The sequence below is a fragment of the Cellulomonas sp. P4_D11 genome, assembly GCF_056401915.1.
This window is the reverse complement of sequence record NZ_JBFUIK010000017.1, coordinates 1-13,761: the sequence shown is the minus strand read 5'-3', so window position 1 is coordinate 13,761 and position 13,761 is coordinate 1. Positions and strand designations below refer to the sequence as shown.

13 protein-coding genes are annotated in these 13,761 nt (G+C 73.1%); 10 read left to right on the top strand and 3 right to left on the bottom strand.

Annotation, left to right across the window (positions count from 1 at the left end; genetic code table 11):
* Positions 1 to 37: 37 nt before the first annotated feature.
* Both AC1DT4_RS12230 and AC1DT4_RS12225 read left to right on the top strand, forming a co-directional pair.
* Complete coding sequence (locus AC1DT4_RS12230) at positions 38 to 814, top strand: ABC transporter permease (RefSeq protein ID WP_477090138.1); 777 nt, start codon at positions 38 to 40, stop codon at positions 812 to 814.
* A 17-nt stretch (positions 815 to 831) separates the two neighbouring features.
* Entirely contained in the window at positions 832 to 2,118 is a 1,287-nt protein-coding gene (locus tag AC1DT4_RS12225) for a saccharopine dehydrogenase family protein (RefSeq protein ID WP_477090065.1), read from the top strand.
* Here the strand turns inward: AC1DT4_RS12225 and gabT are convergent.
* Positions 2,115 to 3,461 carry a 4-aminobutyrate--2-oxoglutarate transaminase gene (gene gabT, locus AC1DT4_RS12220; protein WP_477090064.1) on the bottom strand — a complete coding sequence of 449 codons (1,347 nt, stop codon included), beginning with the start codon at positions 3,459 to 3,461 and terminating at the stop codon, positions 2,115 to 2,117. The two genes, AC1DT4_RS12225 and gabT, sit on opposite strands and share 4 nt — an antisense overlap.
* 213 nt (positions 3,462 to 3,674) lie before the next feature.
* Here gabT and AC1DT4_RS12215 point away from each other — a divergent pair, with 213 nt between their 5' ends.
* The 3 genes from AC1DT4_RS12215 to AC1DT4_RS12205 all read left to right on the top strand — a co-directional run bounded on the left by AC1DT4_RS12215 (position 3,675) and on the right by AC1DT4_RS12205 (position 7,238).
* Positions 3,675 to 4,985: a M50 family metallopeptidase gene (locus tag AC1DT4_RS12215; protein WP_477090063.1), complete on the top strand. Its 1,311-nt coding sequence runs from the start codon at positions 3,675 to 3,677 to the stop codon at positions 4,983 to 4,985.
* 106 nt (positions 4,986 to 5,091) lie between these two features.
* Complete coding sequence (ispG, locus tag AC1DT4_RS12210; protein ID WP_477090137.1) at positions 5,092 to 6,228, top strand: flavodoxin-dependent (E)-4-hydroxy-3-methylbut-2-enyl-diphosphate synthase; 1,137 nt, start codon at positions 5,092 to 5,094, stop codon at positions 6,226 to 6,228.
* 80 nt (positions 6,229 to 6,308) lie between these two features.
* Positions 6,309 to 7,238 (top strand): GNAT family N-acetyltransferase, encoded by a 930-nt coding sequence (locus tag AC1DT4_RS12205; protein ID WP_477090062.1) that lies wholly within the window; start codon positions 6,309 to 6,311, stop codon positions 7,236 to 7,238.
* Between the two features lie 3 nt (positions 7,239 to 7,241).
* Here the strand turns inward: AC1DT4_RS12205 and AC1DT4_RS12200 are convergent, their stop codons facing one another.
* The gene (locus tag AC1DT4_RS12200) at positions 7,242 to 8,132 is read right to left on the bottom strand and encodes an Fpg/Nei family DNA glycosylase (RefSeq protein ID WP_477090061.1); all 891 of its coding nucleotides are present in this window, start codon (positions 8,130 to 8,132) and stop codon (positions 7,242 to 7,244) included.
* A gap of 67 nt (positions 8,133 to 8,199) precedes the next feature.
* Here AC1DT4_RS12200 and AC1DT4_RS12195 point away from each other — a divergent pair, with 67 nt between their 5' ends.
* Positions 8,200 to 9,996, top strand: a complete 1,797-nt coding sequence (locus tag AC1DT4_RS12195; protein ID WP_477090060.1) for a proline--tRNA ligase — start codon at positions 8,200 to 8,202, stop codon at positions 9,994 to 9,996.
* Between the two features lie 132 nt (positions 9,997 to 10,128).
* Here the strand turns inward: AC1DT4_RS12195 and AC1DT4_RS12190 are convergent, their stop codons facing one another.
* Positions 10,129 to 11,190: a DUF4439 domain-containing protein gene (locus AC1DT4_RS12190; RefSeq protein WP_477090059.1), complete on the bottom strand. Its 1,062-nt coding sequence runs from the start codon at positions 11,188 to 11,190 to the stop codon at positions 10,129 to 10,131.
* Positions 11,191 to 11,319: 129 nt separating this feature from the next.
* On the opposite strand from AC1DT4_RS12190, the gene AC1DT4_RS12185 reads away from it, so the two are divergent.
* The 4 genes from AC1DT4_RS12185 to AC1DT4_RS12170 form a co-directional block, all read left to right on the top strand.
* A complete protein-coding gene (locus AC1DT4_RS12185) occupies positions 11,320 to 11,898 on the top strand; it encodes a ribosome maturation factor RimP (RefSeq protein WP_477090058.1) in 579 nt (192 codons plus the stop codon).
* A gap of 1 nt (position 11,899) precedes the next feature.
* The gene (nusA, locus tag AC1DT4_RS12180) at positions 11,900 to 12,961 is read left to right on the top strand and encodes a transcription termination factor NusA (protein ID WP_477090057.1); all 1,062 of its coding nucleotides are present in this window, start codon (positions 11,900 to 11,902) and stop codon (positions 12,959 to 12,961) included.
* Positions 12,958 to 13,347 (top strand): YlxR family protein, encoded by a 390-nt coding sequence (locus AC1DT4_RS12175; protein ID WP_477090056.1) that lies wholly within the window; start codon positions 12,958 to 12,960, stop codon positions 13,345 to 13,347. The genes nusA and AC1DT4_RS12175 overlap by 4 nt, the downstream gene beginning before the upstream one ends.
* Positions 13,348 to 13,495: 148 nt before the next feature.
* Positions 13,496 to 13,761: translation initiation factor IF-2 N-terminal domain-containing protein (locus AC1DT4_RS12170; protein WP_477090055.1), on the top strand; the 266-nt coding region annotated here is incomplete at its 3' end.

Here is a 13,761-nt window from a genome sequence, read left to right as displayed (position 1 = left end):
CCCCGCGCGTCGCACGCCGCGTCGCCGGCTCGGGGACATGATCGTGCCGATCTTCGCGGCGCTCGCCTTCGTGTACCTGCTGGTCCCGGTGGCCTACACGGTCGCGTTCTCGTTCAACGACGCCGGCAAGACCAACCTCGTGTGGCGCGGCTTCACGCTGGACAACTGGCAGAACCCCTGCGGCGCGCCCCAGGTGTGCGAGGCGTTCGCCAACTCGCTGCAGGTCGGGCTGGTCTCGACGCTCGTCGCGACGGCGCTCGGCACGCTCGTGGCCATCGCGCTGGTCCGGTTCCGCTTCCGCGGGCGCTCCCTGACCAACCTCCTCATCTTCCTGCCGATGTCCACGCCCGAGGTCGTGCTCGGCGCGGCCCTGCTGGCCCAGTTCCTCTCGGTGCGCGTGCCGCTCGGGTTCGGCACCGTCGTCGCGGCGCACGTGATGTTCTGCATCAGCTTCGTCGTGGTGACCGTGAAGGCCCGGGTGTCGAGCCTCGACCCCGCGCTCGAGGAGGCCGCGGCCGACCTGTACGCCTCGCCGTGGCAGGCGTTCTGGCGCGTGACGTTCCCGCTCCTGCTGCCGGGCATCGCCGCCGCTGCCCTGCTCGCATTCAGCCTCAGCTTCGACGACTTCATCGTCACCAACTTCGCGTCGGGCGCGTACACGACGTTCCCGAAGTTCGTCTACGTGAGCGCGACCCGCGGCATCCCTCCGCAGGCCAACGTCATCAGCTCGTTCATGTTCGTCCTGGCCCTCGTGATCGTGGTCCTGGTCCAGGTGCTCGGCTACGCGCGGAGCAAGCGGCTCCGGGCACGGTGAGGTCGGAGGCAGTTCTCGTGCGGATCCTGGTGGTCGGTTCTGGTGGCGTGGGCGACGCGGTCGCCCGGATCGCGGCACGTCGGCGGTTCTTCGAGCGGCTCGTGGTGGCCGACGTGGACCTCGGGCGGTCGCAGCGCACGGTCGAGGCGGCGAGCGCGCACGACGTCGTGGGCGGCAGGTTCGTCGCGGCGGTCGTCGACGCCTCGAGCGCGAGCGCGGTGGAGGCGCTGGTCCGGGAGCACGGCGCGACGCACGTGCTCAACGCCGTCGACCCGAGGTTCGTGCTGCCGATCTTCGAGGGCGTGCGCGCCGCCGGTGCCCACTACCTCGACATGGCGATGTCGCTCTCGCACGCTCACCCGGAACGCCCGTACGAGCTGCCGGGCGTGAAGCTGGGCGACGAGCAGTTCGCGCAGGCCGCCGACTGGGCGGACGCCGGGCAGCTCGCACTCGTCGGCATCGGCGTGGAGCCGGGCCTGTCGGACGTGTTCGCGCGGTACGCGGCGGACCACCTGTTCAGCGCGATCGACGAGCTCGGCGTGCGGGACGGCGCCAACCTCGAGGTGCGCGGCGACGACGGCGAGCCGATCTTCGCCCCGTCGTTCTCCATCTGGACGACGATCGAGGAGTGCCTCAACCCGCCGGTGATCTGGTCGGCCGACCGGGCCGAGGCGGGCTCCGGGCTGGAGGACGGCTGGTTTACGGTCGCGCCGTTCCACGAGCCGGAGGTGTTCCGGTTCCCCGACCCCATCGGTGACGTCGAGTGCGTGCACGTGGAGCACGAGGAGGTGCTCCTGATGCCCCGGTGGGTGGACGCCCGGAAGGTGACGTTCAAGTACGGCCTGGGCGAGGAGTTCATCGGCGTGCTGCAGACGCTGCACCGCCTGGGCCTCGACCGGACCGAGCCGGTCACCGTGCGCGGTGTCGCGGTCAGCCCGCGTGACGTCGTCGCCGCGGCACTGCCCGACCCGGCGACCATCGGCCCGCGCATGACCGGCTCGACGTGCGCCGGCCTGCTGGTCACGGGCACCGGCACGGACGGCGCCCCGCGCGAGGTCTACCTCTACCACCTGGTCGACAACGCGTGGTCCATGGCCGAGTACGGCGCGCAGTGCGTCGTGTGGCAGACGGCCGTCAACCCCGTGGTCGCGCTCGAGCTGCTGGCGGCCGGCACGTGGTCCGGCGCCGGCGTGCTCGGGCCGGAGGCGTTCGACGCGGTCCCGTTCCTCGAGCTGCTGGCCGCACCGAAGCCCGAGGGCTACGGCTCGCCGTGGGGCCTGGAGGAGCGCGAGCCCTCCGCCTAGAGGGACCGGACCGCGTCCTCGAGGACGGTCAGCGCCTCGTCGAGCAGGTCGAGCCCGATGACCAGCGGCGGGAGCAGGCGCAGGACGTTGCCCCACGTGCCGCAGGTCAGCACCAGCACGCCCTGGGCGGCGCAGGCGGCGGCGACCTTCTGCGCGGCGGCCTTGTCGGGCTCGAGCGTGCCCGGCCGGACCAGCTCGAGCGCGAGCATCGCGCCCCGGCCGCGCACCTCGGCCACCGCGGGCACGTCGGCGAACGCCGCCGTGAGCCGGGGCAGCGCGGCCGCCTCGATGGCCCGGGCTGCCCCCGCCAGGTCGTCGCGCTCGTAGATCTCGAGGGATGCCAGCGCGGCCGCGCAGGCGATGGGGTTGCCTCCGAAGGTGCCGCCGAGCCCGCCCGGGTGCACCGCGTCCAGCAGCTCGGCGCGGCCGGTGACGGCGCCGAGCGGCAGCCCGCCGGCGATGCCCTTGGCCAGCGCGATCAGGTCCGGCACGACGCCCTCGTGGTCGCTCGCGAACATCGCCCCGGTGCGCGCGAACCCGGTCTGCACCTCGTCGGCGACGAACACGATCCCGCGTTCCTTCGCCCACGCGGCGAGCGCCGGCAGGAACCCCGGCGCGGGCACGACGAACCCGCCCTCGCCGAGGATCGGCTCGACCACGATCGCGGCCACCTGGTCGGCGCCCACCTGCCGCTCCGCGACGTCGATCGCGCGCGCGGCCGCCTGCTCGCCGGTCATGCCCGCGGGGTCGCGCACCGGGTAGGAGGCCGGGACGCGGTACACCTCGCCCGCGAACGGGCCGAACCCGGTCTTGTACGGCATGGCCCGCGCGGTCATCGCCATCGTCAGGTTGGTGCGGCCGTGGTACGCGTGGTCGAGGACGAGCACGGCGGGCCGGCCGGTCACGCGGCGGGCGATCTTGACGGCGTTCTCGACGGCCTCGGCGCCGGAGTTCACCAGCATCGACCGCTTGTCGTGGTCGCCCGGCGTGACGCGCGCCAGGCCCTCGCAGACCGCCACGTACTCCTCGTACGGGCTGATCATGAAGCAGGTGTGCGTGAAGTCGGCGGCCTGGGCCGCGACCGCCGCGGCGACCTCGGGCGCGCTCGCGCCGACGGACGTGACCGCGATGCCCGAGCCGAGGTCGACCAGCACGTTGCCGTCCACGTCCTCGATGACCGCCCCCGCCGCCCGGGAGACGTAGACCGGCAGCGTCGACGACACGCCCCCGGCCACCGCCGCCCGACGGCGCTCGCCGAGCGCGATCGAGAGGGGTCCCGGGATCGCGGTGCGGAGAACGCGCCGCTGCTCGAGCGGGGAGACGGGGGTGGAAACAGTGGTCATAGGGGGACGCTAATGCGGATCTCGTGGTTCGGGAAGCATCGGCGCGACGGAATCCGACGGCTCCGACAGCGGCGCCGTGCAGGTCCGATCGGGTGACCTGGGCACGCGTTCAGCCCGCTCCCAGGGAGCCGGGAGAGGATGGTGCCGCGGGCCGTCGGTGGACCCGCCCCCGGACGCGCCCAGGCGACGTGCGGACTGGTGACGGAGGGGTAGATGGCATACCTGATCGGCGTGCTGATCGTTGTGGTGGTCCTGCTGTTGTCCATCGGGCTCCACGAGGTCGGCCACATGGTGCCCGCCAAGAAGTTCGGCGTGCGGGTGAGCCACTACATGGTCGGCTTCGGCCCGACGCTCTGGTCCCGCACCAAGGGGGAGACGGAGTACGGTCTCAAGGCGATCCCGCTGGGCGGCTACGTGCGCCTGGTCGGTATGTACCCGCCCGACGCCGCCGTGGGCAACCCGCCCGCGAAGTCGTGGCCCGGGCGGCTCGCGCGCGACGCCCGTCAGGCCAGCGCCGAGGAGATCCGCCCCGGCGAGGACTCCCGCGCCTTCTACCACCTGTCCACGCCGAAGAAGCTGGTCGTGATGCTCGGCGGACCGGTCATGAACCTGCTGATCGCGTTCGTCCTCATGGGCATCGTGCTCGTCGGCTTCGGCCTGCCCGGCGCGAGCACCACTCTCGAGTCCGTCTCGCAGTGCGTGATCCCGGCCAGCGCCGACCAGACGCGCGGCTGCACGTCCTCCGACGAGGCCGCGCCCGGCGCCGCGGCCGGCCTGAAGCCCGGTGACACGGTCGTGTCCTACGACGGCACCGCGATCGAGTCGTGGGACCAGCTCGCGGCGCTGATCAGGAGCACCGGCACGGAGTCGGTGCCCGTCGTCGTCGAGCGGGACGGTGCGACCGTGGACCTCACGGTCACGCCGGTCGTCGCGGACCGTCCCACGTTCGACGAGAACGACGAGATGGTCGTCGACGCGGACGGCAACCCCGTGACGCAGCAGGTCGGCTTCCTCGGGGTCTCCCCGAAGAGCGAGCTGCAGCCGCAGTCCGTGCTCACCGTCCCGGGCGTCGTCGCCAGCACCACGTGGCAGACGATCACCGTGGTCGCGACGCTGCCTGCCCGGGTGGTCGACCTGGTCCAGGCGGAGGTGAACGACACCCCGCGCGACGTCAACAGCGTGGTCGGCGTGGTCGGCATCGGCCGGTTCGCCGGCGAGATCGCGGCGAGCGACGGCATCGACTGGGAGATCAAGGCCGCGTCGCTGCTGCAGATGCTGGCGGCCCTGAACATCGCGCTCTTCGTCTTCAACCTCATCCCGCTGCCGCCGCTCGACGGCGGGCACGTCGCCGCCGCGCTCTGGGAGGGTGGCCGGCGCCAGGTCGCCCGCCTGCGCGGCCTGCCGCGCCCGGGCCCGTTCGACTCGGCCAAGCTGGTGCCGCTCGCGTACTCGGTCTTCGTGGTGCTCGGCGCGGTCGGGCTGCTGCTCGTGTACGCCGACATCGTCAACCCGGTGCAGATCTGATCGGTGTGGGCCCTGGGGTGATCTCGTGCACACCGGACCCCCGGGGGCAGGCGCGTGACGTGCCGGGTGCGATGATGGCGGCGTGAGCATCCCGATCAGCCTCGGCATGCCGGAGGCGCCCCCCCTGGTACTGGCCCCGCGGCGCAAGACCCGCAAGATCAAGGTCGGCAAGGTCGAGGTCGGCGGGGACGCCCCGGTCAGCGTCCAGTCGATGTGCACGACGCAGACCACCGACATCAACTCGACGCTGCAGCAGATCGCGGAGCTGACGGCTGCGGGCTGCGACATCGTGCGCGTCGCGGTCCCCACCCAGGACGACGCTGACGCGCTCCCGGCGATCGCGCACAAGTCGCAGATCCCGGTGATCGCGGACATCCACTTCCAGCCGAAGTACGTCTTCAAGGCCATCGACGCCGGCTGCGCGGCCGTCCGGGTCAACCCGGGCAACATCCGGAAGTTCGACGACCAGGTCAAGGAGATCGCGCAGGCGGCGACCGACGCCGGCTGCTCGATCCGGATCGGCGTGAACGCCGGCTCGCTGGACCCGCGCCTGCTGGCCAAGTACGGCAAGGCCACTCCGGAGGCGCTCGTCGAGTCGGCCGTCTGGGAGGCGTCGCTCTTCGAGGAGCACGGCTTCCGCGACTTCAAGATCTCGGTCAAGCACAACGACCCGGTCATCATGGTGCGCGCCTACGAGCTGCTCTCCGAGCGCGGCGACTGGCCGCTGCACCTCGGCGTGACCGAGGCCGGCCCGGCGTTCCAGGGGACCATCAAGTCCGCCACGGCCTTCGGGGCGCTGCTGAGCAAGGGCATCGGCGACACCATCCGCGTCTCCCTGTCCGCCCCTCCGGTCGAGGAGGTCAAGGTCGGGATCCAGATCCTGCAGTCGCTCAACCTGCGGCCCCGCAAGCTCGAGATCGTGTCCTGCCCCTCGTGCGGACGCGCCCAGGTCGACGTGTACTCGCTCGCGGAGCGCGTCACCGCCGGCCTGGAGGGCATGGAGGTCCCGCTGCGCGTCGCCGTCATGGGTTGCGTCGTCAACGGGCCCGGCGAGGCCCGCGAGGCCGACCTCGGCGTCGCGTCGGGCAACGGCAAGGGCCAGATCTTCGTCCGCGGTGAGGTCATCAAGACCGTGCCGGAGGCGCTCATCGTCGAGACCCTCATCGAGGAGGCCATGCGCCTCGCGGAGAGCATGGACCCCGTCGAGTCGGGCGACGGGTCACCGGTCGTCACCGTCGGCTGAGGGGTGCCCGCACCCAACGTTCACTCGATCGACGCGTCAGAGACCGGGTGAAGCGGACACCTGTGGTGCAGGATCTACCCATGGTGCAACGCCGCGCTGCTCTGCTCGACGGTCGGGCCGGAGGTCGCGTCCTCGGGGACGTCGACCTCCAGAGCGCTCTGGGCGTGTGCGCCAGGGATGCGGTGGGCTCGGTCCTCGCGACGGCGCGGCTCGAACAGGCAGTCGGCAAGTCCCTCCGCTCGGCGGGTGGGGCGCTCTGGGGCTACGAGGAGGACGGCGAGCTCCTCGCCATCTGCTTCGCCGGCGCCAACATGGTCCCCGTCGTCCCGGTCGACGACTCCCGCATCGTGAGCCGCGCGCTCGACGCGTTCGCCGTGCTCGCGCGCGGCCAGGGCAGGCGCTGCTCCTCGATCGTCGGACCCGCGGACGCCGTCCTCGGCCTGTGGGGACGACTGCGGTACTTCTGGCCCGCCGCTCGCGAGGTCCGCGACGACCAGCCGTCGATGGTCATCGAGCACGCCCCGCTCATCGCGGCCGACCCGCGCGTGCGCCGGTCGCGGCCCGAGGAGTTCGACGTCGTGCTGCCGGCGTGCGTGCGGATGTTCACCGAGGAGGTCGGCTACTCGCCGGTCAGCGGGCCCGGCGGACCGTATGAGACGCGGGTGCACGGCCTCATCGCGCAGGGCCGCTCGTTCGTCCGGATCGACCCCGTCGGGCCGGTCGTGGAGGACCGGCGTCTCGCGCGGCGCCCCGCCGGGAACGTCGTCTTCAAGGCCGAGCTCGGCGCCGTCGCCGGGGGAGTGGCGCAGGTGCAGGGGGTCTGGGTGGCGCCCGACCGGCGCGGCGAGCGGCTCTCGGAGTCCGGGATGGCCTCCGTCGTCCAGATCGCGCGCGGCGAGGTCGCGCCGCTGGTGTCGCTGTACGTGAACAACTACAACGCCCGCGCCCTGGCGTCCTACCGCGCGGTGGGCTTCCGTCAGGTCGGGACGTACGCGACCGTCCTCTTCTGACCGTCAGCGCAAGAGGCGGGACATCCGGCGGTCCGCCAGCGGCTTGCCGCCCGTCTGGCACGTCGGGCAGTACTGCAGCGACGAGTCAGCGAACGACACCTCGTGCACCGTGTCGCCGCACGGCACGTCGTCCCAGCCCGGGCACGGCTGGCCCGTGCGGCCGTGCACCTTCATCCCGCGGCGCTTGGCGTCCTTGAGCTCCGCCGCGGGCTTTCCCGACGCCGAGGCGACCGCGCCGGTGAGCACCTCGCGGATCGCCTCCCAGAGCGTGCGGGTCCGGTCCGCGTCGAACGACTTCGTCATCGCGAACGGGCTCATCCGGGCGGCCAGCAGGATCTCGTCGGAGTAGGCGTTGCCGATGCCGGCGATCGTCCCCTGGTCGCGCAGCAGGCCCTTGACCTGCTGGTTGCGCGCCGCGAGCAGCTCCGCCAGCCGGTCCTCGGTGAACTCGTCCGACAGCGGCTCGACGCCCAGCGTCGCGATCTGCGGCACGTCCGACGGGTCCTCGACGACGTGCACGGCGAGCCGCTTGCGCGTCCCGGCCTCGGTGAGGTCGAAGCCCGAACCGTCGTCGATGCGCACACGCAGCGCGAGGGGCGACTTGCCGGGCCGCACGGGGTTGGTCGACACCTGCTCCGACCAGCGCACCCAGCCGGCGCGCGACAGGTGCCAGACGAGGTGCAGCGGCTCGCCCGTCGGCGTCGCGACCATCAGGTCCAGCCACTTCCCGTGCCGCTGCGCGTCCACGACGACGCCGCCGACCAGCGCGTCCGGCGCCGGCCGGAACGTCTTGAGCGCGCTGATCGCGCCGACCGACACCTCGGTCACCGCGTGACCGACCATCCGCCCGCGCAGGAACTGCGCGAGCGCCTCGACCTCGGGCAGCTCCGGCACGGGCACCATCGTGTCCTACGCCGGAATCTCGTGCGAGCCACTCGGCCGTGGGAACTAGGCTCCGTGCATGCTCATCCGCCTGTCCCAGCTCTTCTTCCGCACGCTGCGCGAGGACCCGGTCGACGCCGAGGTCGCCAGCCACCGGCTCCTGGTGCGCGCCGGCTACATCCGCCGCGCCGCGCCCGGCATCTACACGTGGCTGCCGCTCGGCCTGCGGGTGCTGGCCAAGGTGGAGCAGGTGGTCCGCGAGGAGATGGCCGCCGCCGGCGCGCAGGAGGTCCACTTCCCGGCGCTGCTGCCCAAGGAGCCCTACGAGGCCACGGGCCGCTGGAGCGAGTACGGGCCGAACATCTTCCGGCTGAAGGACCGCAAGGGCGGTGACTACCTCCTCGCGCCGACGCACGAGGAGATGTTCACGCTGCTGGTCAAGGACCTGTACTCGTCGTACAAGGACCTGCCGCTCGCGCTCTACCAGATCCAGACGAAGTACCGCGACGAGGCCCGCCCGCGCGCGGGGCTCATCCGCGGCCGCGAGTTCATCATGAAGGACGCCTACTCCTTCGACGTGGACGACGCGGGCCTCGAGGTGTCCTACCAGGCGCAGCGCGACGCCTACCAGCGCATCTTCGACCGCCTCGGGCTCCAGTACGTCATCGTCGCCGCGACGTCGGGGGCCATGGGCGGCTCGCGCTCCGAGGAGTTCCTCACGCCGACCGCGATCGGCGAGGACACCTTCGTGCGCTCGCCCGGCGGGTACGCGGCCAACGTCGAGGCCGTCACGACGGTCGTGCCCGACGCGGTGCCGTTCGACGACGCCCCGGCGGCCCACGTCGAGGACACCCCGGACACCCCGACGATCGACACCCTCGTCGCGGTCGCCAACGAGCGCTTCGCGCGGCCCGACCGGGCCTGGACCGCGGCGGACACCCTCAAGAACGTCGTGCTGGCGCTGGTGCACCCGAGCGGCGAGCGCGAGCTGCTCGTCGTCGGCCTGCCCGGCGACCGCGACGTCGACCTCAAGCGCCTCGAGGCCGCCGTCGCCCCGGCCGAGGTCGAGGCCGCCGGCGACGCGGACTTCGCCGCGCACCCCGAGCTGGTCCGCGGGTACCTCGGTCCGGGGGCGGTCGGGCCGAACGTGCCGGTCGCCGACGGCGCCGAGCGCACCGCGGTCCGCTACCTGCTCGACCCCCGGGTCGTGGCCGGGACGCGGTGGATCACCGGCGCGAACGAGCACGGTCGGCACGTGTTCGACCTCGTCGCCGACCGCGACTTCACCGCGGACGGCACGGTCGAGGCCGCCGAGGTGCGCGCGGGCGACCCGGCGCCCGACGGCTCGGGCCCGCTCGAGCTCGCGCGCGGCATCGAGATCGGCCACATCTTCGCCCTGGGCCGCAAGTATGCGCAGGCGCTCGGCCTGACGGTGCTCGACCAGAACGGCAAGGCGCAGGTGGTGACCATGGGCTCCTACGGCATCGGTGTCACGCGCGTGCTCGCCGCGCTCGCCGAGGCCAACAACGACGAGCGCGGCCTGGCGTGGCCGGCGCACGTCGCCCCGGCGCACGTGCACGTCGTGGCCACCGGCAAGGATCCGGCCGTCTTCGAGGCCGCGGAGGCGCTGGCCGTCGAGCTGTCGTCCCGCGGGGTCGAGGTGCTCTACGACGACCGCCCCGGCAAGGTCTCGCCCGGCGTGAAGTTCGCCGACGCCGAGCTGCTGGGCGTCCCGCTGGTCGTCGTCGTGGGCCGCGGGCTCGCCGAGGGGGTCGTCGAGGTGCGCCCGCGCGTCGGCGGCACCACCGAGCAGGTCGCGGTCACCGACGCGGCGGACCGCGTCGCGGCACTGGTCGCGGACCTGCTCGCGGCGTAGACAACCCCGCAACGTCCGAGCATCTGGGTGCTATAGCGCTCATCTGCTCGGACGTCCGGCACTGGGAACCGCGACGTCCGAGCATCTGGTTGCTGGAGCGCTCATCTGCTCGGACGTCCGGTGGGTGTGAGGTCAGCCGGTGGGTTGCTGGGCGCGCTCCGGGAGGCCCGGGAACGGGACCGGCGTCGCGCCCCAGAGCGTGGCGTCGTCCGTCGCGCGGCGCAGGCCCGCGATCAGCGTCGCGCGGTCGCCGGGGGCGGCCTGCCCGACGGCGTTCGCGTAGGCGTCCGCCACCGACGTCTCCAGGGTGCGGGCGAGCGCGGTCGCGACGGCTGGGTCGTCGAGCCCCGCGGGGAGCGTGTAGGACGCGCGGCGCGGGTCCTGCGCCGAGCCGTCGATGCCGGCGGCGCTCGCCCAGTCCTCGCTGCGCTCGCGGTGCGAGTCCGCCGAGATGAGGGCCGCCGTCCGCTGGTCGCCCGAGAGCTTGGCGGCGATGACCTCGAACCCGTAGCCGGCCTGGTCGTGGACCAGCGCGAGGGCTCCGAGCTCGTCCGTGGCGAGGCCGTCGGCGCCGGTGGCGTCGGCGGTCCCGGAGGAGGTCGGCGTCGGTGCGACCGCGTCGGACGTGGCCTCGTCGGGGACCAGCGACGGCACCTCGGCGCCCGTGGCGTGCGCGAGCCGAGTGGCCAGCTCGCCGCGGGAGGTCGCGACGGACGCGATCAGCCGCGCGAGCGGTCCGTCGGTGACGGCGTCGGCGTCGGCGAGCGCGGTCCGGGTCGCGGTGCCGAGCAGCGCGAGCACGTCGCTCACCGTGGCGGACGCGGTCGTCGGCGGGATCGAGGGGGAGTCCGTGGGCGTCGGCAGGCCGGAGACGTAGACGCCCCCGAGCTGCTCGGCGTGCTGGCCGGAGAACGACGTGACGTCGACGAGCACGGGCGCGACGGGGTCGACGGCGCCGTCGGGGAGCAGCGCGGCCGCCGTCGCGGCCTCGGCGAGGGCGAGCGAGTCGGCGACGGTGCGGGCGCGGACCTGCTCGACGGCGTCGGGACTGGGCTCGGTCGGGGGCGGTGTCTCGGCCCGCAGACCGCACGCGGCGAGCGTGAGAACCATCACCACGGCGGCGAGCGCGCGGACGATCCCGCGCCCCGGGCGCGCGAGATCCCGGGGGTCTGCGGGGTCCGGTCGCGCGCTCATCGCCGGTGATCCTGCCATGCCGCGGGGCCGCGGCCGTCGGGCACGCCCGGACTCGTTACTCTGGACCCACAACATCACAGGGTCGCACCGTCGCTCGCCGACGACCCGCTGGACCGACAGGAGGCTGACATGGTCGCGCCAGCGCACGCAGAGCGGGTCCGGCACGTCGTGGAGCCCGCCGTCGTGGCACAGGGTCTCGTGCTCGAGGACGTCACCGTCCGCAAGGCCGGGTCCCGCTCGGTCGTCGAGGTGGTCGTGGACGTGACCGAGGACGACGAGACCGACCTGGACCTCGAGCGCGTGGCGGAGGCGACCCGCGCGGTCTCCGACGCCCTCGACGCGGCCGACGTCATCGTCGGCGAGTACACGCTGGACGTCATGAGCCCCGGGGTCTACCGCCCGCTCACCGAGCGCCGCCACTTCACGCGGGCCGTGGGCCGGATGGTCACGGTGACACTGTCGGACGGCACGAAGCTGGCGGGTCGGCTGACCGAGGTGGACCGGGCGGACGAGGGGACGGCGGGCGACGCGATCGTCGTCGTCCCGGTCACGCCCGGGCGCAAGGGCCGCAAGGCCACGGTGGGTGACCCGGTCCGCGTGCTCCTCGCCGGGGTGCGCGAGGCGCACGTCGAGGTGGACCTCTCGGGCATCGGCCCTGTGGACGACGACGAGGCCGGCCGCGACGCCGCAGCCGGACAGGAGAGCTGAGATGGACATCGACATGAGCACGCTGCGGCTGCTCGAGCGCGAGCGGGAGATCAGCCTCGACGTGCTGGTCTCCGCGATCGAGCAGGCCCTGCTGTCGGCCTACCACCGCACGCCCGGCGCCCAGTCGCGCGCGCGGGTGGAGGTCGACCGCAAGACCGGGCACGTCACCGTGTGGGCGCGCGAGGCCGCGCCCCTGGGCGAGCCCGACGCCGAGGGGATCATGCCGCCCCCGGGGCCCGACGGCCCCGAGTACGACGACACCCCGGACGGGTTCGGCCGCATCGCGACCGCGACGGCGCGGCAGGTCATCGTGCAGCGCCTGCGCGACGCCGAGGACGACCAGGTGCTCGGCGCGTTCCGCGGCAAGGAGGGCGAGGTCCTCGGCGGCGTCATCCAGCAGGGCCGCGACCCGCGCACCGTGCTCATCGACGTCGGCGGGACCGAGGCCGTCCTGCCCGCGCACGAGCAGGTGCCCGGCGAGGAGTACGTGCACGGCGACCGGATCCGCGGCTACGTGCTCGAGGTGGCCCGCGGGCAGCGCGGACCGCAGGTGACGCTGTCGCGCACCCACCCGAACCTGGTGCGCAAGCTCTTCGCGCTCGAGGTGCCCGAGGTCGCCGACGGCACCGTCGAGATCACGGCGATGGCGCGCGAGGCCGGCCACCGCACCAAGATGGCCGTCCGCGCCACCGTCCCGGGTGTCAACGCCAAGGGCGCCTGCATCGGCCCGATGGGCGGCCGCGTGCGCGCCGTCATGGCGGAGCTGCACGGCGAGAAGATCGACATCGTCGATCACTCGGACGACCCGGCGGAGATGATCGGGCACGCGCTGTCGCCCGCCCGCGTGCTGTCCGTGACGGTCGTCGACGCCGAGGCGCGTGCCGCCCGCGTGGTCGTGCCGGACTACCAGCTCTCGCTCGCGATCGGCAAGGAGGGCCAGAACGCCCGCCTTGCCGCGAAGCTGACGGGCTGGCGCATCGACATCCGCTCCGACGCCGAGGTCCCCGGGGAGCGCGAGACCGCTTCGCAGGGGGCTCGCGACGGTGGGGACGGCAGTGAGTGACCTCACGAGTGACGCCGTCCGTGCCTCGGCGCGGTAGACTGACTGCGGCTGGGCCGGATGTCCGGCTCCTCCCGTCGAGCCGGCGGACCCCTCAGACACTCAACGATGTCTCAGGCGTGGGTCCGGTGCGCACGTGCGTGGGGTGCCGAGCCACCGGCCCGAGGTCAGCCCTGCTGAGGGTGGTCGTCGACCAGGACAACGAGATTGTCGTGGACGTCGGTCGCCGGATGCCGGGCAGGGGGGCATGGCTGCACCCCGATCCTGGATGTCTCGAGAAGGCCGAACGCCGGCGTGCGTTCGGGCGAGCCCTGCGTGTTGCAGGGCAGCCCGGCACGAGCGCGGTCCACCGCCACCTCGAGCAGCAGGAGCAGGACGTCGTCGGGTAGTTCCCGGCGGCGAGGCCGATCGTCGATACGGAAAGCGGGTTGGAAGCCGATGGCTGCCCGATGAGCACGCACCGATGAGTACCCAGCGATGAGTACCCAGCACTAACGACGGTCCGACCCTGTCCGGGCGGACCGAGACAGGAGAGATGTGGCCAAGGTCCGCGTCTACGAGCTCGCCAAAGAGCTCGGGGTCGACAGCAAGACCATCATGACCAAGCTGAACGAGCTCGGTGAGTTCGTCCGCTCGGCGTCCTCGACGATCGAGCCGCCGGTCGTGCGCAAGCTTCGTGACACCTACCCCGTGGGTGGCGGCGCCTCCGCCGCACCCGCCCCCAAGGCACCGGCACGCCCGGCGCCTGCCCCCGCACCTGCCGCACCGGTGACCGAGGCCCCGCGCCCGGCCCCCGTGGCGAC

What these genes read in the sequence shown, in the direction of transcription:
- AC1DT4_RS12185 (WP_477090058.1), top strand. Translation starts at nt 11,320, where the DNA reads ATGGTCGCGCCAGCGCACGCAGAGCGGGTCCGGCACGTCGTGGAGCCC.
- AC1DT4_RS12205 (WP_477090062.1), top strand. Translation starts at nt 6,309, where the DNA reads ATGGTGCAACGCCGCGCTGCTCTGCTCGACGGTCGGGCCGGAGGTCGC.
- nusA (WP_477090057.1), top strand. Translation starts at nt 11,900, where the DNA reads ATGGACATCGACATGAGCACGCTGCGGCTGCTCGAGCGCGAGCGGGAG.
- AC1DT4_RS12215 (WP_477090063.1), top strand. Translation starts at nt 3,675, where the DNA reads ATGGCATACCTGATCGGCGTGCTGATCGTTGTGGTGGTCCTGCTGTTG.
- AC1DT4_RS12230 (WP_477090138.1), top strand. Translation starts at nt 38, where the DNA reads ATGATCGTGCCGATCTTCGCGGCGCTCGCCTTCGTGTACCTGCTGGTC.
- AC1DT4_RS12190 (WP_477090059.1), bottom strand. Translation starts at nt 11,190, where the DNA reads ATGAGCGCGCGACCGGACCCCGCAGACCCCCGGGATCTCGCGCGCCCG.
- AC1DT4_RS12195 (WP_477090060.1), top strand. Translation starts at nt 8,200, where the DNA reads ATGCTCATCCGCCTGTCCCAGCTCTTCTTCCGCACGCTGCGCGAGGAC.
- gabT (WP_477090064.1), bottom strand. Translation starts at nt 3,461, where the DNA reads ATGACCACTGTTTCCACCCCCGTCTCCCCGCTCGAGCAGCGGCGCGTT.
- ispG (WP_477090137.1), top strand. Translation starts at nt 5,092, where the DNA reads ATGCCGGAGGCGCCCCCCCTGGTACTGGCCCCGCGGCGCAAGACCCGC.